This is a genomic window from Geodermatophilus sp. URMC 60, assembly GCF_053502585.1.
The window spans coordinates 2,839,158-2,860,549 of sequence record NZ_CP199958.1 but is presented as its reverse complement, the minus strand read 5'-3'; the positions used below and the strand labels follow the sequence as shown (position 1 = coordinate 2,860,549).

The 21,392-nt window shown below is 72.6% G+C and carries 22 protein-coding genes; 16 read left to right on the top strand and 6 right to left on the bottom strand.

Going from position 1 to position 21,392, the window contains the following annotated elements:
- The first annotated feature begins 91 nt into the window (after window positions 1-91).
- From ctaE to qcrB, 4 genes are all read left to right on the top strand, one after another.
- Complete coding sequence (gene ctaE / locus ACWIX3_RS13640; RefSeq protein WP_448607891.1) at window positions 92-703, top strand: aa3-type cytochrome oxidase subunit III; 612 nt, start codon at window positions 92-94, stop codon at window positions 701-703.
- 7 nt (window positions 704-710) lie between these two features.
- Complete coding sequence (qcrC, locus tag ACWIX3_RS13635; RefSeq protein WP_448607890.1) at window positions 711-1,598, top strand: cytochrome bc1 complex diheme cytochrome c subunit; 888 nt, start codon at window positions 711-713, stop codon at window positions 1,596-1,598.
- 64 nt (window positions 1,599-1,662) lie between these two features.
- The gene (qcrA, locus tag ACWIX3_RS13630; protein ID WP_448607889.1) at window positions 1,663-2,775 is read left to right on the top strand and encodes a cytochrome bc1 complex Rieske iron-sulfur subunit; all 1,113 of its coding nucleotides are present in this window, start codon (window positions 1,663-1,665) and stop codon (window positions 2,773-2,775) included.
- A complete protein-coding gene (qcrB, locus tag ACWIX3_RS13625) occupies window positions 2,775-4,436 on the top strand; it encodes a cytochrome bc1 complex cytochrome b subunit (protein ID WP_448607888.1) in 1,662 nt (553 codons plus the stop codon). Before qcrA ends, qcrB begins: the two co-directional genes overlap by 1 nt.
- Before the next feature lie 790 nt (window positions 4,437-5,226).
- Here the strand turns inward: qcrB and ACWIX3_RS13620 are convergent.
- Entirely contained in the window at window positions 5,227-5,628 is a 402-nt protein-coding gene (locus ACWIX3_RS13620; RefSeq protein WP_448607887.1) for a cytochrome c oxidase subunit 4, read from the bottom strand.
- Between the two features lie 45 nt (window positions 5,629-5,673).
- On the bottom strand, window positions 5,674-6,543 hold the full coding sequence (gene ctaC, locus ACWIX3_RS13615) for an aa3-type cytochrome oxidase subunit II (RefSeq protein WP_448607886.1): 870 nt from the start codon (window positions 6,541-6,543) through the stop codon (window positions 5,674-5,676).
- Window positions 6,544-6,844: 301 nt separating this feature from the next.
- Here ctaC and ACWIX3_RS13610 point away from each other — a divergent pair, with 301 nt between their 5' ends.
- The 3 genes from ACWIX3_RS13610 to asnB are packed head-to-tail and all read left to right on the top strand — an operon-like array spanning window position 6,845 to window position 9,555.
- The gene (locus ACWIX3_RS13610) at window positions 6,845-7,210 is read left to right on the top strand and encodes a metalloprotease (RefSeq protein WP_448607885.1); all 366 of its coding nucleotides are present in this window, start codon (window positions 6,845-6,847) and stop codon (window positions 7,208-7,210) included.
- Window positions 7,200-7,571, top strand: coding sequence for a DUF3817 domain-containing protein (locus ACWIX3_RS13605; protein ID WP_448607884.1), 372 nt, complete (start codon window positions 7,200-7,202; stop codon window positions 7,569-7,571). The genes ACWIX3_RS13610 and ACWIX3_RS13605 overlap by 11 nt, the downstream gene beginning before the upstream one ends.
- Window positions 7,572-7,623: 52 nt before the next feature.
- On the top strand, window positions 7,624-9,555 hold the full coding sequence (asnB, locus tag ACWIX3_RS13600; RefSeq protein WP_448607883.1) for an asparagine synthase (glutamine-hydrolyzing): 1,932 nt from the start codon (window positions 7,624-7,626) through the stop codon (window positions 9,553-9,555).
- A 76-nt stretch (window positions 9,556-9,631) separates the two neighbouring features.
- On the opposite strand, the gene ACWIX3_RS13595 is transcribed toward asnB, so the two are convergent.
- Window positions 9,632-9,979 (bottom strand): HesB/IscA family protein, encoded by a 348-nt coding sequence (locus ACWIX3_RS13595; protein ID WP_448607882.1) that lies wholly within the window; start codon window positions 9,977-9,979, stop codon window positions 9,632-9,634.
- Window positions 9,980-10,125: 146 nt separating this feature from the next.
- On the opposite strand from ACWIX3_RS13595, the gene ACWIX3_RS13590 reads away from it, so the two are divergent.
- Both ACWIX3_RS13590 and ACWIX3_RS13585 read left to right on the top strand, forming a co-directional pair.
- Complete coding sequence (locus ACWIX3_RS13590) at window positions 10,126-10,734, top strand: DUF3043 domain-containing protein (RefSeq protein WP_448607881.1); 609 nt, start codon at window positions 10,126-10,128, stop codon at window positions 10,732-10,734.
- Window positions 10,735-10,862: 128 nt separating this feature from the next.
- Window positions 10,863-11,846: an aldo/keto reductase family protein gene (locus ACWIX3_RS13585; protein WP_448607880.1), complete on the top strand. Its 984-nt coding sequence runs from the start codon at window positions 10,863-10,865 to the stop codon at window positions 11,844-11,846.
- A gap of 77 nt (window positions 11,847-11,923) precedes the next feature.
- Here ACWIX3_RS13585 and ACWIX3_RS13580 read toward each other — a convergent pair whose 3' ends face one another.
- Window positions 11,924-12,136, bottom strand: coding sequence for a hypothetical protein (locus ACWIX3_RS13580; protein WP_448607879.1), 213 nt, complete (start codon window positions 12,134-12,136; stop codon window positions 11,924-11,926).
- 116 nt (window positions 12,137-12,252) lie between these two features.
- Here ACWIX3_RS13580 and ACWIX3_RS13575 point away from each other — a divergent pair, with 116 nt between their 5' ends.
- Genes ACWIX3_RS13575 through ACWIX3_RS13560 form a run of 4 tightly spaced genes read left to right on the top strand, consistent with a single transcriptional unit; the run spans window position 12,253 to window position 14,660 of the window.
- A complete protein-coding gene (locus ACWIX3_RS13575) occupies window positions 12,253-12,690 on the top strand; it encodes a phage holin family protein (RefSeq protein ID WP_448607878.1) in 438 nt (145 codons plus the stop codon).
- On the top strand, window positions 12,687-13,262 hold the full coding sequence (locus tag ACWIX3_RS13570) for a DUF3618 domain-containing protein (protein WP_448607877.1): 576 nt from the start codon (window positions 12,687-12,689) through the stop codon (window positions 13,260-13,262). The genes ACWIX3_RS13575 and ACWIX3_RS13570 overlap by 4 nt, the downstream gene beginning before the upstream one ends.
- On the top strand, window positions 13,259-13,534 hold the full coding sequence (locus ACWIX3_RS13565) for a DUF4235 domain-containing protein (RefSeq protein WP_448607876.1): 276 nt from the start codon (window positions 13,259-13,261) through the stop codon (window positions 13,532-13,534). The genes ACWIX3_RS13570 and ACWIX3_RS13565 overlap by 4 nt, the downstream gene beginning before the upstream one ends.
- 1 nt (window position 13,535) lies before the next feature.
- The gene (locus ACWIX3_RS13560; RefSeq protein WP_448607875.1) at window positions 13,536-14,660 is read left to right on the top strand and encodes a YihY/virulence factor BrkB family protein; all 1,125 of its coding nucleotides are present in this window, start codon (window positions 13,536-13,538) and stop codon (window positions 14,658-14,660) included.
- A gap of 19 nt (window positions 14,661-14,679) precedes the next feature.
- On the opposite strand, the gene gcvT is transcribed toward ACWIX3_RS13560, so the two are convergent.
- A complete protein-coding gene (gene gcvT / locus ACWIX3_RS13555) occupies window positions 14,680-15,798 on the bottom strand; it encodes a glycine cleavage system aminomethyltransferase GcvT (protein ID WP_448607874.1) in 1,119 nt (372 codons plus the stop codon).
- 204 nt (window positions 15,799-16,002) lie between these two features.
- Here gcvT and ACWIX3_RS13550 point away from each other — a divergent pair, with 204 nt between their 5' ends.
- Window positions 16,003-17,508, top strand: a complete 1,506-nt coding sequence (locus ACWIX3_RS13550; protein ID WP_448607873.1) for a leucyl aminopeptidase — start codon at window positions 16,003-16,005, stop codon at window positions 17,506-17,508.
- A gap of 49 nt (window positions 17,509-17,557) precedes the next feature.
- Here the strand turns inward: ACWIX3_RS13550 and ACWIX3_RS13545 are convergent, their stop codons facing one another.
- Entirely contained in the window at window positions 17,558-17,890 is a 333-nt protein-coding gene (locus tag ACWIX3_RS13545) for an oxidoreductase (RefSeq protein WP_448607872.1), read from the bottom strand.
- Between the two features lie 153 nt (window positions 17,891-18,043).
- Between ACWIX3_RS13545 and lpdA the strand changes: the two genes are divergently transcribed.
- Together lpdA and sucB are read left to right on the top strand one after the other, a co-directional pair.
- Window positions 18,044-19,423 (top strand): dihydrolipoyl dehydrogenase, encoded by a 1,380-nt coding sequence (gene lpdA / locus ACWIX3_RS13540; protein WP_448607871.1) that lies wholly within the window; start codon window positions 18,044-18,046, stop codon window positions 19,421-19,423.
- A 50-nt stretch (window positions 19,424-19,473) separates the two neighbouring features.
- Window positions 19,474-21,372 (top strand): 2-oxoglutarate dehydrogenase, E2 component, dihydrolipoamide succinyltransferase, encoded by a 1,899-nt coding sequence (sucB, locus tag ACWIX3_RS13535; protein ID WP_448607870.1) that lies wholly within the window; start codon window positions 19,474-19,476, stop codon window positions 21,370-21,372.
- Window positions 21,373-21,392 lie beyond the last annotated feature (20 nt).

The following is a 21,392-nucleotide window of genomic DNA, read 5'->3' as shown; positions in this document are numbered from 1 at the left end:
CGCAGGATCCGGGTATCGAGGAGGTCACGGCCTCGCCACGCCACCCGACCCGCGGTCGTGACCTTGCCGGGAGCGATGCCATGATGGCCGGGTGACAACGGCCCCCGTGGCGAGCGGCACCTTCGACACCTCCCGGGTGCACTCCCTGACCCGACCCAACCTGGTGAGCGTCGGCACGATCATCTGGCTCTCCAGCGAGCTGATGTTCTTCGCCGGTCTGTTCGCCATGTACTTCACGGCGCGCGCCCGGGCCCTCGAGGGCTGGCCTCCCGAGCCCACGCACCTGAACCTGCCCTACGCGGCGACCTTCACGATCATCCTGGTCGCGTCCTCGGTGACCTGCCAGCTGGGCGTCTTCGCCGCGGAGCAGGGCAACGTGTACGGCCTGCGCCGCTGGTTCACGATCACCTTCGTGATGGGCCTGACCTTCGTCCTCGGGCAGGGCTTCGAGTACATCCAGCTCGTCGAGGAGGGGACGACGATCTCGTCGTCGACCTACGGGACGGTCTTCTACCTGACCACCGGCTTCCACGGCCTCCACGTCATCGGTGGCCTCGTCGCCTTCGTGTACCTGCTCATCCGGTCCACCATGGGCCGCTTCACGCCGGCACAGGCGACCTCGGCCATCGTGGTCTCCTACTACTGGCACTTCGTCGACGTCGTGTGGATCGGGCTCTTCGCCACGATCTACCTGATCCGCTAGGGAACCGGTGTCCACCACGAACCCGCAGTCCGACGCCCCGTCCGACGAGGGAGCGCGCCGCGGCCTCCGCCGCTGGTCCCGCCGTCCCGCCGCCGGGTCCCCCGCCGCCGCGGCGCGCGCCCGGCGTCGCTCGAAGCAGCGCCGCCGCGTCGCCAACGTGGCCGGCCTGATGGCCGCCCTGGTGCTCACCGGCACGCTGTACTCGGCGCTCTCCCCCGCGCAGGCGACCGAGGAGAGCACCGCCACCGAGTCCTCCGCCGAGGCCGCCGGCCGCGAGCTGTACGAGCGCAGCTGCATCACCTGCCACGGTGAGAACCTCGAGGGCGTGCCCACCCGCGGGCCCTCGCTCATCGGTGTCGGCGAGGCCGCCGTCTACTTCCAGGTGCACACCGGCCGCATGCCGCTGGTCCGCCAGGAGGCCCAGGCCCCCGACAAGCCGGCGGTCTTCTCCGACGAGGAGATCGACCAGCTCATGGCCTACGTCCAGGCCAACGGCGGCGGGCCCACGCTCCCCTCCGGCGACCTGCGCGAGGGCGACCTGACCGAGGGCGGCGAGCTGTTCCGCCTCAACTGCGCGTCCTGCCACAACTTCGTCGGCCAGGGCGGCGCCCTCTCCTCCGGCAAGCGGGCACCGAGCCTCGAGGACGCCAACGACCTCGAGATCTACACCGCGATGCTGACCGGCCCCGAGAACATGCCCGTCTTCGGCGACAACCAGCTCACCCCGGAGGAGAAGCGCGCCATCGTCAACTACGTGCAGACGATCAACGCGCAGGCCGACCCCGGTGGCTTCGGCGTCGGGCGCATCGGCCCGGTCGCCGAGGGCGTCGTCATCTGGGTCGTCGGTGTGGCCGCGCTGCTGTTCGGCATCTTCTGGATGGGCAGCAAGGCGTGAGCACGCGGACCATCTCCCCCACGGCACCACGAGCGCTGACCACCGGCGTCGGCGAGGAGGAAGCGTGAGCGCGCGCGAGAGCGCCCCGGGCACCACCGGCGGCGCGGACGTCCCGGGCCCCCTGCACGGCGGCCCGGACGACGACTACACCCCCGAGCAGCTCGCGACCATGTCGCGCGAGGATCTCGACCTGCTGGGTGCCCGGTACGACGACGTGCAGGTCCTGCACGTCGACCCCGGTCCCGAGCCGGGCTCCCCGGTGGAGAGGCAGGCCGTTCGCCAGGTCGCGCTGACCTTCGGCCTCGCCGGGCTGGCCGCGTTCGCCGCGTTCGTCATCTACGCCGGCTCCGGCTGGTTCCTCCCCGACTGGCAGTGGACCATCACCGAGGGCGGCTGGAGCGCCATCTTCACCCCGCTGATCGGGGGGCTCGGCGGGCTGGCCCTGATCCTGGTCGGCGTCGGCATGGTGCTCTACACCAAGAAGCTGCTCCCGCACGAGACCGCGGTGCAGGACAAGCACGACGGGTCGCACTTCGACCGGGTCACCACCGGCGCGACCCTGGTCGGCGGCCTGCACAACAGCGGCCTGGCCCGCCGCAAGCTGATCACCCGCTCGCTGGTGTTCATGGGCAGCGGCGTCGGGCTGATGCTGCTCATGCCGCTCGGCGGCCTGATCCGCAACCCGAACACCGGCGACCCGCTCGGCACCACGAGCTGGGCGGAGGGTGTCCGCCTCGTCCGCGACGACGGCAGCCCGATCCGTCCCGGCGACCAGCAGCCCGGCTCGCTGGAGACCGTCTTCCCGGCGGTCCCCGGCGGCAACCGGGAGTCCGACGCCGCCACGATGCTGATCCGGCTGCGTCCGGAGCAGGTGTCGGTCGACCGGCCCCGCACCGGCCAGGAGGACTTCGGCTACGGCGACTACGTGGCCTACTCCAAGATCTGCACGCACGCCGGCTGCCCGGTCTCGCTGTACGAGCAGGAGACCAGCCGCATCCTGTGCCCGTGCCACCAGTCGCAGTTCGACGTGACCCAGGGCGCCCAGCCGGTCTTCGGCCCGGCGACCCGCCCACTGCCCCAGTTGCCGATCACCGTCGACGACGAGGGCTTCTTCGTTGCGCGTAGTGACTACATTGAGGCTGTTGGCCCCACCTACTGGAACCGGGAGCGCATCTGATGGCTCGCACCGCCACAGCGCCGGGTGTCCCGACCACACGACTGGGCAAGGCGGCGTTGGAGGTCGACGACCGTCTGATCGTCGCCGGCGCGCTGCGTCGCACCCTGAACAAGGTCTTCCCCGACCACTGGTCGTTCCTGCTCGGCGAGATCGCGCTCTACTCGTTCGTCGTCCTGCTGCTGTCCGGCACGTACCTGACCTTCTTCTTCGACGCCTCGATGCGTGAGGTCGTCTACGAGGGCACGTACGCGCCGCTGCGGGGCGCCGAGATGTCGGCCGCCTACGAGTCGACGCTGTACCTCTCGTTCGACGTCCGCGGCGGCCTGTTCGTGCGTCAGCTGCACCACTGGGCGGCGCTGCTGTTCGTGGCGTCGATCGTCGTCCACCTCCTGCGCATCTTCTTCACCGGCGCCTTCCGGCGTCCGCGTGAGACGAACTGGCTGATCGGCGTCGCCCTGCTGGTCCTGTCGTTCGCCATGGGCTTCACCGGCTACTCGATGCCGGACGACCTGCTCTCCGGTACCGGGCTGCGGATCGTCTCGGCGATCATCCTCGCGATTCCGGTGGTGGGCACCTGGGTGCACTGGGCGGTCTTCAACGGCGACTACGTCGGCGAGTTCATCGTCGGCCGGATGTACATCGTCCACGTGCTGATCGTCCCGGCGATCATCCTGGCCCTGATCGCCGTCCACCTGCTGATCCTGGTCAAGCAGAAGCACACCCAGTTCCCCGGCCCGGGACGGACCGAGCACAACGTGGTCGGCAACCGGCTGTTCCCTGCGTTCGCCGGCAAGGCCGGTGGTCTGTTCTTCATCGTGTTCGGCGTCTGCGCCGCGCTCGGTGGCCTGGTGCAGATCAACCCGGTGTGGCTGTGGGGCCCGTACAACCCGGCGCAGGTCTCGGCGGCATCGCAGCCCGACTGGTACGTCATGTTCCTCGACGGCTCGACGCGCCTGTTCCCGGCGTGGGACATCAACCTGCCCGGCAACTACCAGATCCCGGCGCTGTTCTGGCCGACGCTCGTGCTCCCCGGGATCATGTTCACGCTGCTGGCGCTGTACCCCATCATCGAGCGCAAGCTCACCCGCGACACGGCCTCGCACCACCTGCTGCAGCGTCCTCGCGACGTGCCGGTGCGGACCTCGCTCGGCATGATGGCGATCGCCTTCTACGTCGTCCTCCTGATCTCGGGCGGCAACGACGTCATCGCCGAGAAGTTCGACATCAGCCTCAACGCGATGACCTGGTTCGGTCGCATCGGGCTGATCATCATCCCGCCGATCGCCTACGTGCTCACCTACCGGATCTGCCTGGGTCTGCAGAAGCACGACCGCGAGGTCCTCGAGCACGGCCTTGAGACCGGCGTCATCCGGCGGCTGCCGCACGGTGAGTTCATCGAGGTGCACCAGCCCCTCGGTCCGGTCGACGAGCACGGCCACGGCCAGCTGGCCTACGGCGGCGCTCCGGTGCCCAAGCGGATGAACCAGGTGGGCGGCGCCCGCCGGGCCATCCGCGGGTTCTTCAAGCCGATCGAGGAGCCGGCGCAGGTCGAACTCGAGCAGCGCCGCGACGAGCACGGCCTCGCCGCCGCGGAGTCCCGCGAGCTCACCACCTCGGGGCGCCCCTCCGACGGTGGGCGGCCGCAGGAGCCGCGCGACTGACACCCCGCACCACGCAGCAGGGCCCCGACGGATCTCCGTCGGGGCCCTGCTGCGTTCCGGATCCGATCCTCCGGCGGACGGCTGCGTCCACTCCCCTGCCGGCGGCGACCGTCGGCCCGAGCCGGCTGACGACCCGGGCCGACGACGCCACGCCGGCCCCACTGCAGGCCCGTGGACGTGCAGGACCCCCGGTGGTGGCTGTCGGCCCTCCTGGGTGCCTCCAGGAGCGCCCCGGGCCGCGTGGGGCACCTCCGCACCGGCCCCGCGAGCCCCTCTCGGCCGCAGCGCGTGGCAGGACCGCCGTGAGCGACCCCGCGGAGTCGCTCGGCCCGCGGCGCTCGCCGTCCTCACCGGCCGACGGCGCGGCCAGGTGGGCAGGTGCGCGCACACGGCCTCCGGCCCGTGCACCGCGAGGGCGACACCCGGCGAGGCCGTAGGTGTCCATGGCCGCGGTACCGGGCGCCCGGGACGCCTCGGTCGCCGGGGACGCAGGCCCCACGGGAGTGCGAGCTCCTCCATCCGGTCCGCGACCGCCCGCCACGGGACTCCGGGCGGCGATGCACTCCGAGCGGCGATGCACTCCGAGCAGCGATGCACTCCGAGCAGCGACCGCCCTTCACCGCATCCACACCCCGGGTGCGGTACGAGCCACCGTCACCGGCCGCCGTGCCGCGGCGTCCACGGGGCCGCCACGGAGCGCACGACGTGGTCGGCGGACGGGTCCCGACAGGACGACGAGGGCCCCTTCCCGCCGCAGCGGGAAGGGGCCCTCGAGGTCGGGCGGTGGTGCTCAGCCCTGGGCGTTCTGCCCCACGTAGTACTCGAACAGCAGGCCGCCGATCGTGATCAGCAGCGCCGCGCCGGCGAGGATGATCAGCCAGGGGTAGAAGAACGCCAGCGCCAGGCCCATGAGGCCGGCCGACAGGGCCATGCCGAACGGCCAGTAGCTGCCCGGGCTGAAGAAGCCCAGCTCGCCGGCGCCGTCGGCGATGTCGGCGTCCTTGCGGTCCTCCGGGCGGGCGTCGATGCGCCGCGAGATGAACCAGAAGAACCCGCCGACGAGGAACACCAGTCCGCCGGAGAGGACCAGGGCCGTCGTCCCGATCGGCTCACGCGACCAGATCCCGTAGACGGTGGCCATGACGAAGCAGAAGACACCGATGGCGTTGAAGATGAGCGCTTCGACCTTCACGGCCGTCCCTCCTGCGTGGTGTGCGGTGCGGGGGTGGCGGGCACGTCAGCCGTCGGCCCGCTGCGCGTCGTCGATCAGGTCGAACGGCGCGGTGCTCGTCGCCGCGCCCGGCTGACCGATGCTCTCCAGCGCGTCATAGGTGCTCAGGCCCGACTCGCGCGCGGCCAGGTAGCTGTCGTAGTCCGCCGACGAGACCGCCCGCACCTCGAAGTTCATGTACGCGTGGTAGGTGCCGCAGAGCTCGGCGCAGCGGCCCACGAAGGCGCCCTCCTCGCGGACGGTCACCTCGAACACGTTGTCCCGGCCGTTCTCGTTGCCCGGGATGACGTCGAGCTTGAAGAGGAACTCCGGCACCCAGAACGAGTGGATGACGTCGGCCGAGGCCAGCTCGAAGCGGACCGTCTGATCGGTGGGCAGGACGAGGATCGGGATCTCTTCGCTGTTGCCCACCGTGTTGACCGGCTCACCGTCGGCCCCGGTGGTCTCCGGGTAGACGAACTGCCAGTTCCACTTGAAGGCGTTGACCGCGATGGTCACGTCGGGGTCCGCGCTGCGCTCCTGCACCCGGTTCTGCACGACCACCGTGAAGAAGAACAACCCGGCGATGATGAGGAACGGGATGATCGTGTAGACGATCTCCAGCGGCAGGTTGTACGCCGTCTGCTTGGGCAGCTCGTCACCGCGCTTGCGGTGCATGACGACCGACCAGCCGATGAGCCCCCACACCGCGAAGCCGACGATGAGAGCCGCGATGACCGACCAGATCCACAGGTCGCGCATCAGGACCGACTCGTCGGTGATCCCATCGGGCCAGCCCCAGCGCCAGAACTCGTTGTTCGGGGTGCACCCGGTCAGGGCGAGCACCCCCAGGAGACCGAGCGCGGCGACCCGCGCGAGCCTGCTGCCTCGAGCCACTGCTCGCTGCCTCCTCGTCCTCGTCCGGTGTGCCGGACGGTCCTCCCGGCGGGCCGTCAGCCGGTCCCCGGCGAACGGCGCCTGTGCCGACCACAGTCTGCGGCGAGACTAGCCGACCCCGCACGGCGGCCGACCACCGGAGACACCCCACCGGCGGGTCGGGCGGGCGGGCGTGGACGGCGACGGGCGGACGACGACCCGGCTTGCGCCCCCGGGCGGCGGCGGGCCCCTGACGGCGGGCACGGTGAGACCCCTCACCGGCGTCCCCTCGCCAGGGGCGCCGCCGGTTACAGTCGAGGCCGTGTTCTCCCGGCTGCTGACCCCCAAGTGGGTGCTGATGCACCTGGTGGTGGCCGCCCTCTTCGTGGCCACCTTCTTCCTCGGGTACTGGCAGCTGTCCAAGGCCGAGGCCGGTGGCGGCGCGGTGAACTGGAGCTACGCCCTCCAGTGGCCGCTGTACGGGTTCATGGGCCTCGGCTTCTACGTGAAGATGTGCCTCGACGAGGTCCGTCGCGACCCCGACGAGGACGAGCCGGGCGCCGCTCTGGTGCTCTACCAGCGGCCGCGGATCGACACCACGGGCGACCCGGAGCTGGCCGCCTACAACGCCTACCTCGCCGAGCTCAACGAGCGGGCGCTGCAGCAGCGGGCCCAGCATGGCCGCTGAGCCGACCACGGCGTCCCGGCTGCCGCGCGCCCTGGCCCGCCGGGTGGGCCGCGACGTCCCCGCCGCACTGACCCGCTACCGGGTCATGGCCTGGATCGTGGGCGTCCTGCTCATCGCGCTGGTCCTGGTCGCCGTCCCCCTCAAGTACCTCGCCGGCATCGAGGGGCCGGTCACCGTGCTCGGCACCCTGCACGGTTGGCTGTACTTCGTCTTCTTCCTGACTGCCTGCGACCTCGCCCTGCGCGCCTCCTGGACGTGGCGCGGCACGCTTCTCACCCTGGTGGCAGGAACCGTTCCGATCCTGTCCTTCGTGGCCGAGCGCAACGCCACGCGCAAGACCCGCGCCGGCGCTCGCGTCTGACCCTGCCGCGGCCACTCCGCCGGCACACCACGACCCTCGGAGAACCACGCCCATGTGCGGCCTGCTCGCCTACCTGTCCACGGACGCCGACCGCGTCGACGACACCCGCGTGAAGGAGGTGCACGAGGCGCTGCACTGCCTGCGCCACCGCGGTCCCGACGAGACCCAGGTCTGGAACGACGCCCGGGTCGCCTTCGGCTTCAACCGGCTGGCCTTCATCGACATTGAGCACAGCCACCAGCCGATGCCCTACGCCGACGGCCGCTACCGGATCGTCTTCAACGGCGAGATCTACAACTACGTGGAGCTGCGCCAGGAGCTCGCGGCCCTGGGGGCGCGGTTCGCCACCGAGGGCGACACCGAGGCGATCGTCGCCGGCTACCACTACTGGGGCCAGGACGTCGTCCGGCGGCTGCGCGGCATGTTCGCGTTCGTCATCTGGGACACCCACACCGGGACGGCGTTCGGCGCGCGCGACCCCTTCGGCATCAAGCCGCTGTTCACCGCCCGCCTGGCCGACGGCGCGCTCGTCTTCAGCTCCGAGAAGAAGGCGCTGCTGGAGATGCTGGGCGGCAGCGACGCCGCGGGCGGCGTCGACTCGGCCTCGCTGCAGCACTACCTGACCCTGCAGTACGTCCCCGAGCCGGCGACCCTGCACCGCGGCATCCGGCGGATCGAGAGCGGCACGAGCTTCACCGTTGCCGACGGCGAGCTGCGGACCAGCCGCTACTTCCACCCGACCTTCCCCGTCCGGCCGGTCCCCGCGGACGAGCAGCAGGGCCTCTACGACCGGATCGCCGAGGTCCTCGACGACTCGGTGCGGGTGCACATGCGCGCCGACGTCACCGTCGGCTCCTTCCTCTCCGGCGGCATCGACTCCACCGCGATCGCCGCGCTGGCCAAGCGGTACAACCCCGACCTGATGACCTTCACGGTCGGCTTCGAGCGCGAGGGCTACTCGGAGATCGACGTCGCCGCCGAGTCCGCGGCCGCGATCGGCGTCGAGCACGTGACCAAGGTCGTCACGCCCGAGGAGTTCGCCGAGTCGATCCCGCTCGTCGTCTGGTACCTCGACGACCCGGTTGCCGACCCCGCGCTCGTCCCGCTGTACTTCGTCGCCCGCGAGGCCCGCAAGCACGTGAAGGTGGTGCTCTCGGGCGAGGGCGCCGACGAGCTGTTCGGCGGCTACAACATCTACCGCGAGCCGCTGTCGTTGGCGGCGTTCGACAGGCTGCCCGGCGGGATCCGCCGGGCACTGGGCGCGCTGTCGGCGAGGCTGCCCGACGGCATGCGCGGCAAGGACCTGCTGCGCCGCGGGTCCATCCCGCTCGAGCAGCGGTACTACGGCAACGCGCGGATCTTCCGGGACGACGAGCTCGGCTTCCTCGAGCGCCGCGATCCCGACCTGTCACACGTCGCCGTCACCCGCGAGCTCTACGAGCGCACCCGGGCAGCGGGCTACGACGACGTGACGGCCATGCAGTACGTGGACCTGTTCACCTGGCTGCGCGGCGACATCCTGGTCAAGGCCGACAAGATGACCATGGCCAACTCGCTGGAGCTGCGGGTGCCCTTCCTCGACCCGGAGGTCTTCGCGGTCGCGGGTACCTTGCCGGTCGACCAGCGGGTGACCAGGGAGACGACGAAGTACGCGCTGCGCAGGGCCCTGGAGCAGATCGTGCCGCCGCACGTGCTCGACCGCCGCAAGCTCGGCTTCCCCGTCCCGACCCGGCACTGGCTGGCCGAGGACCTGCACGACTGGGCGCGGCAGATCGTCGAGGACAGCCAGACCGACGAGTGGCTCGACCGGCGGCAGATCCTCTGGATGCTCGACGCCCACCGGGACAACCACCGGGCCGGCTCGTCGGTCGACCTCTCCCGCAAGCTGTGGACGCTGCTGGTGTTCATGGTCTGGCACGGCGTCTTCGTCGAGCAGCGCGTCAAGGTCGACGTCCCCGAGACGGTCTACCCCGTCCGCTTGTAGCCGGGCACCACGAAGGCCCGGTCCCTCCTGGCGGAGGGACCGGGCCTTCGTGGTGTCGGCGGTGCCGCGGCGGGACTCAGCTGAAGGAGTCGCCGCAGGCGCAGGAGCCGGTCGCGTTCGGGTTGTCGATCGTGAAGCCCTGCTTCTCGATCGTGTCGACGAAGTCGATCACGGCGCCGCCGAGGTACGGGCCGCTCATCCGGTCGACGATGACCTCGACGCCGTCGAAGTCGTAGGTCTGGTCACCGTCGAGGAACCGCTCGTCGAAGAAGAGCTGGTAGCGCAGGCCCGAGCAGCCGCCGGGCTGGACGGCGATGCGCAGGCGGAGGTCGTCGCGACCCTCCTGGTCCAGCAGCGCCTTGACCTTGGCGGCAGCGGGGTCGCTGAGGATGACGCCGGTGGCCGTGGTGTCCTGCACCGTCATGTTGGAAGTCCTCCCACGTTCGAGGGTGCCTGCTGCGGCACGTCCTGCAGCAGGCCAACACCGCCGGAGCGGAGCCTCTTCCCACTGTACGGCGTCGCGTGCCGTGTGGATCAGGATCGGCCGAGGTCACACGTAGACTCGCGGCCGTGAAGCTCCGCCTGCCCGGACGCCGCGACCGCACCGGGGCCGCGCCCGACCCCGCCGCCGACCCGACCGCGCAGCTGGTGAAGACGGGCGGCAAGGGCCGGCCCACGCCCAAGCGCCACGAGGCCCAGGGACGACGTCCGGGGCCTCCCCCACCGCCTCCGCAGACCCGCAAGGAGGCCTACAAGCGGATGCGCGAGCAGCAGGTGGCCAACCGCGGGGCCACCCGCGCCGGCGCGGCGCGTGGCGACGAGGGCTACCTCCCGGCCCGCGACCGCGGCCCGGTCCGCAAGCTCGTCCGGGACGTCGTCGACGCGCGCCGCAACGCCGGCAGCTTCTTCCTCCTGGTCGCCGCGCTGGTGCTCATCGGCAACTTCGTGCCCAACGAGCAGGTGCGCAGCTACACCGTCTCCATCTGGCTGGTCTTCTTCCTGCTGATGATCCTCGACTCGATCGTCCTGGGCCGGCGGATCAAGCAGAAGGTGCTGGAGCGCTTCCCGGACCAGGACCACAAGATGAAGGGCCTGGTCTGGTACGGGATCAGCCGCGCGACCATGGTCCGCCGCTGGCGCTTCCCGAAACCCGAGGTCCGGGTGGGCGCCCAGGTCTGAAAGAGGACCCCGTCCTCCCCACCCTTCGCAGGCCCAGGGCGGGACCTTGGACGGGGCCACCACGGGCCACGATGGGGCCGCCGGGCTCTGCGCGCCTCGGCGGGCCCGCGGGGCTAGCGTCGAGCGGCGTGGAATCCCGACGACTGGGCCGCTCCGGCCTCAACATCTCCGCGATCGCCTACGGCAACTGGCTGACGCACGGCGGCCAGGTCGAGGAGGACGCCGCGCACGCCTGCGTCCGCGCCGCCCTGGACGCGGGCATCACCACCTTCGACACCGCCGACGTCTACGCCGGCACCCGGGCCGAGGCGGTGCTCGGCCGCGCCCTGACCGGCCAGCGCCGCGAGGGGCTCGAGGTCTTCACCAAGGTCTACTGGCCGACCGGCCCCGGCCACAACGACCGCGGCCTGTCCCGCAAGCACATCACCGAGAGCTGCCACGCCTCGCTGCGGCGGCTGCAGACCGACTACGTCGACCTCTACCAGGCGCACCGCTACGACCCGACGGTGCCGCTCGAGGAGACGATGACGGCGTTCGCCGACCTCGTCCGGGCCGGCAAGGTGCTCTACATCGGCGTCTCCGAGTGGAACGCCGAGGAGATCGCCGCCGGCGCCGCGCTGGCCCGCGACCTCGGCGTCCAGCTGATCAGCAACCAGCCGCAGTACTCGATGCTGTGGCGGGTCATCGAGGACGAGGTCGTGCCCACCTCCGAGAAGGAGGGCGTCTCGCAGATCGTGTGGTCCCCGCTGGCGCAGGGCGTGCTCACCGGTAAGTACCTGCCCGGGCAGCAGCCGCCGGCCGACAGCCGCGGCGGGCACGCGGAGGCCGGCGGGTCGATGCGGCGTTTCCTGCGGGACGACGTCCTCACCCGGGTGCAAGGGCTGCGGCCGGTCGCGGAGGACCTCGGGCTGTCCATGGCCCAGCTGGCGATCGCGTGGGTGCTGCAGAACCCCAACGTCGCGGCGGCGATCATCGGCGCCACGCGGCCCGAGCAGGTGCAGGACAACGTGGCGGCGGCCGGGGTGACCCTCGGCGCCGACGTCCTGACCCGCATCGACGACGTCCTGGGGGACGTCGTCGAACGCGACCCCGCCAGGACCGCCCGCGGCTGACGGAGGACCGCACCGGGGACGGCCCCCTGCTGGGTCCCGCCGCGAGTTCGCGAGTGGCGGGGGCAGGGGGTCCTTCCTCAGGTCGCGGCGAGGCCCATGGGGCCGTAGACCTCCTGCTCGCCGTCGAAGAGCGTGACGGTCGCCACCCCCCGCTCGAGCAGGTCCCGCCAGTTCTCCCCCAGCCAGGACTCCGCGTCGCCCTGGTTGTCCGCCCGTGGAACCTCCAGCCCGACCACGGCGGGGTCGAGCTCCACCCCCGAGGGGTCCTCCAGCCGCCAGTACCAGCTCATGCGCGCTGAGGTTAGTCAGCCGGCGCCGTGCCCGGAGTGTGACCCGCGCCTGGTTACCCGGGCGATCATCGGGGGCATGTGAGGACATCGACAGACTCCCCCGTCCCGGAGGACCGATGACCGACCCAACCACGGGCGCCAGTCGCGCGAGCGTCCCGCCCCCCAGCCCCGAGGACGCCTCGACCGGCCAGCTCATCGGCCAGCTGACCGAGCAGATCAGCCGGCTCGTCCGGGACGAGGCCCGGCTCGCACAGGCGGAGGTCACCCAGAAGGCCAAGCGCCTCGGCATCGGCGCCGGCCTGTTCGGCGGCGCGGGCCTGGTCGCCTTCTTCGGCCTGGCCGTGCTCATCGCCGCCGCCGTCCTCGCCCTGGCACTGGTGCTGCCCGGCTGGCTGGCCGCGCTCATCGTGGCCGTCGTCCTCTTCGCGATCGCCGGCGTGCTCGCGCTGGTCGGCAAGAAGGACGTCCAGAAGGGCGCGCCGCCGGTGCCGACCGAGGCCATCGCCAGCACCAAGGCCGACATCGCGACCGTGAAGGAGAGTGCGCGTCGATGAGCACACCAGCCAGTTCCGGGAACGGGCCCGACCAGACCCGCAGCACGACGGCCGGCGGCGCGTCGCCGAACGACCCGGACGCGATCAAGGCCGAGATCGATGCCACTCGTGAGCAACTCGGCCGCACCGTCGACGAGCTGTCGCAGCGTCTCGACGTCCCCGAGCGTGCCAAGGAGGGCGCCTACCGGGCCCGTGACACCGCGGTCGAGACCTACCGGGAGAACCCCCCGGCGGTCATCGGCGCCGGCGCGGGAGTAGCTGCGCTGCTGGGCCTGCTGGTGTGGCGCCGCCTCACCAAGGACCGTCGCATCGCCAGGCGTCGGGTGAAGCGTCAGGCGAAGCAGGAGGCCAAGGTCGCTGCCGCCCAGCGGGCAGCGGCCGAGAAGGCCGCTCGCAAGAGCGCACGGAGGAACGCGAAGGCCGCGCAGAAGCGGGCCCGGGCCGCCACGAAGACCGCGGCGGCCAGGAGGACGGCGGCGGCCGAGAGGGCCGCAGCGGCCAGGAGGACGGCAGCCAAGAGGACGGCGAAGAAGGCGCAGCAGGCCCGCCGGTCCGTGAGGAGGACGAAGTGAGCAGCAAGGGAGCCAAGCTCGCCTACCGGCCGATCGGCCTGCTCGGGGGCATCCTGGCCGGTGTCGTCTCGGGTGCGGTGTTCAAGCAGGTCTGGAAGCGGGTGGCGAACGAGGACGACGCCCCCGACGCGCTGCAGAGCGAGTACCGGATGCGCGAGGTCGTCCTCGCCGCGGCCCTGCAGGGGGCCATCTTCGCTGCGACCAAGGCGGCGATCGACCGCGCCGGCGCCCGGGGCTTCACCAGGCTGACCGGCAGCTGGCCGGGCGACTGACGTGGCCGGCACCCGGAACCGTGAGAGCGCCGTCGACCGCATCCGCGAGCGGGTCGAGGAGAAGGCGGCGCGGCGGGCGGCGGCCAAGGCGGCGGAGGCCCGCGGTCCGCACCCGCAGGCCGACCGGCTGCCGCCGGGCGCACCGAACGAGGAGCAGCTGCCCGGCGTCACCGCGGACAAGCCGACCGAGATCCCCTGGCGGGGCTGGAAGCAGATCGTCCGGCGCGCCTGGGCGGAGAACAACGCCGACAACATGCCGATCATCGGCGGCGGCGTGGCGTTCTTCGGCTTCCTGGCGATCTTCCCGGCGCTGATCGCGATGATGAACATCTACGGGCTGGTCGCTTCCCCGGAGACCGTCGCGCGGCAGGTCGAGGACCTCTCGGCGCAGTTGCCGGAGAGCGCCGCCGACCTGATCGGGGACCAGCTCAACAGCATCGTCACCAACAGCGGCGGGGCGCTCAGCTTCGGGCTGGCCGCCTCCGTGCTCGGTGCGCTGTGGAGCGCCTCCGGCGGCGTCGGCAACCTGGTGACCGCGGTGAACCTCGCCTACGACGAGGTGGAGACGCGTGGCTTCGTCAAGCGCAAGGCGATCTCCCTGGGGCTCACGCTCGGCGCGATCCTCTTCGTGCTGATCACGTTCGGGCTCGTCGCGGTGGTACCGAACCTCCTGGACGCGCTGCCGCTCGGCCCGTTCGCCACCGTTCTCGCGCAGGTGGTGCGATGGGTCCTGCTGCTCAGCATCTTCGCCGGGTCGCTGGCGGTGCTCTACCGGGTCGCCCCGGACCGGGACGCCCCGCGGCTGCGCTGGGTCAGTCTCGGGGCCGTCGTCGTCACCGTGATCTGGGCGATCGTCAGCCTCGGCTTCAGCATCTACGTCGACAACTTCGGGTCCTACGACAAGACCTACGGGGCCATCGCCGGCGTCATCGTGCTGATGCTGTGGCTGTACCTGACCTGCTACCTGATCCTGCTCGGGGCGGAGATCAACTCGGAGGCCGAGCACCAGACGGCGGAGGACACCACGCAGGGTCCGCCTCAGCCGATGGGCGAGCGCGACGCCACCATGGCCGACTCGCTGCCCGACCCTCCGGTGCCGACCAAGGACTCGCACCAGCGCAGCTGAGAGAGGACGGGGTCCTCTCTCAGCGCACGTGCGAGGGGACGAAGGGCGGCCGCACGACCTCCACGGTCTGCGGCCGCCCGCGCACGTCCACGGCCAGCTCGGAGCCCTCCCCCGCCCCGGAGGCCGTGTCCAGCAGCGCGAGGGCGATGCCGGTCCGCAGGGACGGCGAGAAGGTCCCGCTGGTGACCTCGCCGACCCGGTTCCCGTCGGCGTCGCGCACCGCCATGCCCGGGCGCGGGATCCCCCGGCCCGGCGCGCGCAGCCCCCACAGCAGCCGGGCCGGCCCGGCCTCCTTCTCGGCCAGCAGCGCCTCCCGGCCCCAGAACGCCGGCTTGCGCCAGCCCACCGCCCAGCCGGCGCGGGCCTGCACCGGGGTGATCTCGGGCGAGAGCTCGTGGCCGTGCAGGGGGTAGCCCATCTCGGTGCGCAGCGTGTCGCGGGCGCCGAGCCCGCACAGCCGCAGTCCCTCGTCCTGCCCGGTTTCGACCAGCACGTCCCACAGCTCGCCGGCGCGGTCGGCGGCCACCAGCAGCTCGTAACCGTGCTCGCCGGTGTAGCCGGTGCGGCAGACGGTGACCTCGGCGGAGCCGCCACCGACGCCGGTCACGAAGGACATGTAGGGCAGCTCTCCCGGCAGCCCGAGCAGGGAGAGCAGCTGCGGTGACCGGGGCCCCTGCACGGCGAGGACGGCGACCTCGGTGTGCCGGTCGGTCACCGTGACCCCGGCCGGTGCCGCATCGGTCAGCCGGGCCACGACCTCGGCGGCATTGGCGGCGTTGGGCACGAGCAGGACGTCGTCCGGGCCGTGCAGGTAGACGATCAGGTCGTCGACCACTCCCCCGGCCCGCGGGTCGCCGTCGGGCAGGCAGCACATCGTGTACTGCGCCTGGCCCGGCCCGATGCGCGACAGGTCGTTGCTCAGGCAGCTGTCGACGAAGGCCGCCGCCCCCGGGCCGCGGACCGTGGCGGTGCCCAGGTGCGAGACGTCGAACAGACCGACGCCGGTGCGGACGGCCTCGTGCTCGGCGAGCACCCCACCACCGGCGTACTCGATCGGCATGGACCAGCCGCCGAAGTCGGCCAGCTTGGCGCCGGCCGCGACGTGCCGGTCGTGCAGGGGGGAGGTCCGCGGCGTCACGGACCGCACGCTATCGGTGCCGGCAGTGGCTGGGCGGCCCTCCTGCAGGGGCCCGACGCGAGCCGGCGAGCGCCGGGGGGCAGGAGGGTCTCCCCGCAGGAGCCCGCGTGACCTCGCGAACGGGGCGGCAGGGCGGCCCCCCTGCAGGGGCCCGACGCGAGCCGGCGAGCGTCGGGGGGCAGGGGGTCCTCTTAGGATCGAGCGGTGCCGCCGACGATCTCCGCCACCGACCGCCCGCTCGAGAAGCTCTCCGCCGACGCCGTCGTCGTCGGCATCGGCAAGGGGCCCGACGGCCCGCTCCCCACGCCCGGCGCAGAGGCGGTCGACCGGCTGCTCTGCGGCCGGCTGCTGCCCGCCCTCGCCGATCTGGGCGCCCGCGGCGCGGAGGACGAGGTCACCCGGGTCGCCGCGCTGGGGCAGGGCCCGTTCCCGGTCGTCGCCGCGGTCGGCCTCGGCGCGCCCCAGGCCGGGGGTGGGTACGCCGCCGAGGCGGTCCGCCGGGCCGCCGGCGCCGCCAGCCGGGCGCTGTCGGGTCGCGGCTCGGTCGTCACGCTGCTGGCCGCGGTCGGCGGGACGCCCGACGAGCTGCGCCTGCACGCCGTCGGCGAGGGCAGCCTGCTCGGCGCCTACGAGTTCACCGCCTACAAGTCCGACACCGCCGGCCGCCCCGTACCGCCGCGGGAGTTCACCGTCGTCGTCCCCGCGGCCGGGGACGCCAAGGCGCCGCTGGAGCGCGCCCGCGCCGTCGCCGACGCCGTCACGCTGGTGCGCGACCTGGTCAACACCCCGCCCAACGACCTCTACCCCGCCGAGCTGGCCGCACGAGGTGCGGCCGCCGGCAAGCGGGCCGGGCTCGACGTCGAGGTGCTCGACGAGCGGGCCCTGGTCGCCGGCGGCTACGGGGGCGTCCTCGCCGTCGGTGGCGGCTCCGCCCGCGGGCCCCGCCTGCTCCGGCTGACCTACCGGGGGAGGAAGGCGCGCAAGAAGGTCGCGCTGGTCGGCAAGGGCATCACCTTCGACAGCGGCGGCCTGTCGATCAAGCCGGCCGCGAACATGCACCACATGACCAGCGACATGGCCGGCGCTGCCGCCGTGATCGCCACCGTCTGCCTGATCGCCGAGCTCGGCCTGCCGGTCGAGGTCACCGCGACCGTGCCGATCGCCGAGAACCTGCCCAGCGGCACGGCCTACCGCCCGGCCGACGTGGTCACCTTCCGCAACGGCAAGAAGGCCGAGATCACCAACACCGACGCCGAGGGCCGCGTCATCCTGGCCGACGCGCTGGCCCGGGCCGCCGAGGACTCCCCCGACGCGATCCTGGAGACCTCCACCCTGACCGGCGCCCAGCTGGTCGCCCTGGGCTCGCGCACCGCGGGCGTGATGGGCAGCGACGACATGCGGGACGCCGTCGTGGCCGCCTCGACCCGCAGCGGCGAGGCCATGTGGGCGATGCCGATGCCGGCGGAGCTGCGCCGCGGGCTGGACTCGCCGGTCGCGGACTTCGTCAACGCCAACGCCGACCGCATGGGCGGCATGCTCGTCGGAGCGCACTTCCTCGCCGAGTTCGTGCCCGACGGGCTGCCGTGGGCGCACATCGACATCGCCGGCCCGAGCTACAACACCGGCGCGCCGTGGGGGTACACGCCCAAGGGCGGGACCGGCGTCCCGGTGCGCACGTTGCTGGCCACCGTCGAGGACCTCATCAGCTGAGTCCGGACGACCGTCGCAGGGGCCCGCCGCCCGGTGGGCCCCTGCGGTGTCACTCCAACCGGTTTCCCCTCTGCCGGGCGCTCCAGTCCCGCATCCGCTGCGGGTAGCCGGTCACCTGCGCGTCGTAGACGGGGATGCCGAGCTCGCGGGAGAGCCGCCGGGCGGTCTCCGGGCCGTCGATCCGGCGCCGTGTCCACTCGCCGTCGGCGGCGACCAGGACGACCGTGGTCTCGGTGACCGACGTACGGGGCTCGACGTACCCCTCGACGCCACGTCGGCTGGCCGCGAACTGCTCGAGGTGGGCGACGTCCGCCCGCCCGGAGCCCCGGTCGAGCGTGCCGCGGCCGGGCGTCCGCCCCCGCAGTCGGCTCCACAGCCCCATGTCCGCTCCTGTCCCGCGCGGTCGCGCTCCGGCCGCGACGTCCGCGGTGGCAACGGCGCTGCCCACGGCCGCGTTCCCGGAGTGGCAGGATGGGCGCGGACCATCCCCCGCCCGTGTGAACGCAGGCGGGACCCCGGCACCCGAGGAGAACTCGTGAGCTCACCCAACTCCCCCGCCGACCTGGTCATCCTCGGTGGTGGCTCGGGTGGCTACGCCGCCGCGCTGCGCGCCGCCGAACTCGGCATGTCCGTCGTCCTCGTCGAGAGGGACAAGGTCGGCGGCACCTGCTTGCACCGTGGCTGCATCCCCACCAAGGCCCTGCTGCACGCCGGCGAGGTCGCCGACCTGGCCCGCGAGGGCGAGCAGTTCGGCGTCAAGACGTCGCTGGCCGGCATCGACATGGACGGCGTCAACAGCTACAAGGACGGCGTCATCTCGCGGCTCTACAAGGGCCTGCAGGGCCTGATCAAGAGCCGCAAGATCCAGTACGTGGAGGGCGAGGGCCGGCTGGTCTCCCCGACCGCGGTCGAGGTGAACGGCCAGCGCTACGAGGGTCGCCACGTCCTGCTGGCGACCGGCTCCTACGCCCGCTCGCTGCCCGGCCTGGAGATCGACGGCAACCGGGTCATCACCAGCGACCACGCGCTGGACATGGACCGGGTCCCGGCCTCGGCGATCATCCTGGGCGGCGGCGTCATCGGCTGCGAGTTCGCCAGCGCCTGGAAGTCCTTCGGGGTCGACGTCACCATCATCGAGGCCCTGCCGCACCTGGTGCCGCTGGAGGACGAGTCGTCCTCCAAGCTCCTGGAGCGCGCGTTCCGCCGCCGCAAGATCGGCTTCGAGCTCGGCAGCCGCTTCTCGGGCGTGCAGCACACCGAGAACGGCGTCAAGGTGTCGATGGAGAACGGCAAGGAGTTCGAGGCCGAGCTGCTGCTGGTGGCCGTGGGCCGCGGCCCGGTCAGCCAGGGCCTGGGCTACGAGGAGGCCGGCGTCGCCATGGAGCGCGGCTACGTCCTCGTCGACGAGTACCTCCGCACCAACGTGCCCACCATCTCCGCCGTCGGCGACCTGATCCCGACGCTGCAGCTCGCCCACGTCGGCTTCGCCGAGGGCATCCTCGTCGCCGAGCGGCTGGCCGGCCTCGAGCCTGCCCCGATCGACTACGCCGGCGTCCCGCGGATCACCTACTCCGACCCCGAGGTCGCCTCGGTCGGCCTCACCGAGGCGCAGGCCAAGGAGCGCTTCGGGGAGATCAAGACGCTGAACTACGACCTCGGCGGGAACGGCCGCAGCCAGATCCTCAAGACCGCCGGCGCCGTCAAGCTGGTGCAGGCCGTCGACGGTCCCGTCGTCGGCGTGCACATGGTCGGCAGCCGGGTCGGCGAGCTCATCGCCGAGGCGCAGCTGATCTACAACTGGGAGGCCGAGGCCGACGACGTCGCCGCCCTCATCCACCCGCACCCGACGCAGAGCGAGGCCCTGGGCGAGGCCCACCTCGCGCTCGCCGGCAAGCCGCTGCACGTGCACGGCTGACCCACCGCACCCCCTCCCCCACCCACCGCGCCAGAAGGAGCCCCGCCCCGATGCCGACCTCCGTCACCATGCCCGCCCTGGGCGAGAGCGTCACCGAGGGCACGGTCACCCGATGGCTCAAGCAGGAGGGTGAGCAGGTCGAGGTCGACGAGCCCCTCCTCGAGGTCTCGACCGACAAGGTCGACACCGAGATCCCCTCGCCGGCCGCCGGCGTGCTCACCAGCATCCTCGTCGCCGAGGACGAGACGGTCGAGGTCGGTGCCGAGCTCGCCGTCATCGGCGGGGAGGGCGACGGCGGGGGCGCGGGCGGCCCTGCGTCGGCCGAGGACGCCGATGCCACCCCGCAGACCCCGGTCGACCAGGTCGAGGACGCCGGTCCCGGTCCGTCGGACGAGCCGCAGCCGGCCGCGGCCGCACCGGCCTCCGGCGACGGCGGCCAGGGCGGTGGCGGTGGCGGCGGCGGCGGCGAGGGGACGCCGGTGACCATGCCGGCGCTCGGTGAGAGCGTCACCGAGGGGACCGTCACCCGCTGGCTGAAGTCCGTCGGCGACGAGGTGACCGCCGACGAGCCGCTCCTGGAGGTCTCGACCGACAAGGTCGACACCGAGATCCCCGCACCGGTGTCGGGCACGCTGGTGTCGATCTCGGTCAACGAGGACGAGACCGTCGAGGTCGGTGCGGAGCTGGCCGTCATCGGCTCCGCCGGCGGCGGCGCCCCGGCGCAGGCCCCGGCCCCCTCCGCCCCGGCTCAGCAGGAGCCGCAGTCGCAGGAGGAGCCGCGCGAGCCGGCGCCTCCCGCGCAGGCGACGACGCCGACCCCGCAGGCCGACCCGACCCCGCAGCGGGCGCAGCCGTCCTCGGCGCAGCCCGGTGCCGACTACGGCTCCGGTGGCGTCCTGCCGAGCACCTCCCCCACCGACGCGCCGTCGCCCGCCGAGGCAGTCGCTCCGCAGGCGCCCGCGGCACCGAAGACCCCGGCTCCGGCGCCCGCCGGTGACGGGGGCGGCCAGTACGTCACCCCGCTGGTGCGCCGCCTGGCCGCCGAGCGCGGTGTCGACCTGTCCTCGGTGACCGGCACCGGCGTCGGCGGGCGGATCCGCAAGCAGGACGTCATCGCCGCCGCCGAGAAGGCGGCCGCCCCGGCACCGGCTCCGGCCCCGGCCGCCGCTGCCTCCGGCCGGCCGTCCCCGAGCCCGTCCCCGGCCGCCCAGCCGGACACCTCGCTGCGCGGGCGCACCGAGAAGCTATCCCGGCTGCGCACCGTCATCGCCCGCCGGATGGTGGAGTCGCTGCAGGTCAGCGCCCAGCTGACGACGGTCGTGGAGGCCGACGTCACGGCCATCGCGCGGCTCCGGGACCGGGCCAAGCGCGACTTCGAGGCCCGCGAGGGCGTCAAGCTGTCGTTCCTGCCGTTCTTCGCCAAGGCGGCGGTCGAGGCGCTCAAGGCCCACCCGGCCGTGAACTCCTCGATCGACCTCGAGGCGGGCACGGTGACCTACCACGACGCCGAGAACCTGGGCGTCGCGGTCGACACCGAGCGTGGCCTGCTGGTGCCGGTGATCAGGGAGGCCGGCGACCTGAGCATCGGCGGGCTGGCCCGTAAGATCGCCGACCTGGCCGAGCGGACCCGCACCAACAAGGTCACGCCGGACGAGCTCGGCGGCGGCACCTTCACGCTGACCAACACCGGCAGCCGCGGAGCGCTGTTCGACACGCCGATCATCAACCAGCCGCAGGTGGCGATCCTCGGCGTCGGCACCGTGGTCAAGCGCCCGGTCGTCGTCCAGGACCCCGACCTCGGCGAGGTGATCGCGGTCCGGTCGATGGTCTACCTGGCGCTGACCTACGACCACCGGATCGTCGACGGCGCCGACGCCGCCCGCTTCCTGGGCACGGTGAAGGAGCGGCTGGAGGGCGGTCAGTTCCACGGCGAGCTCGGCCTCGCCTGATCCGCACCGATCGGGGCCCC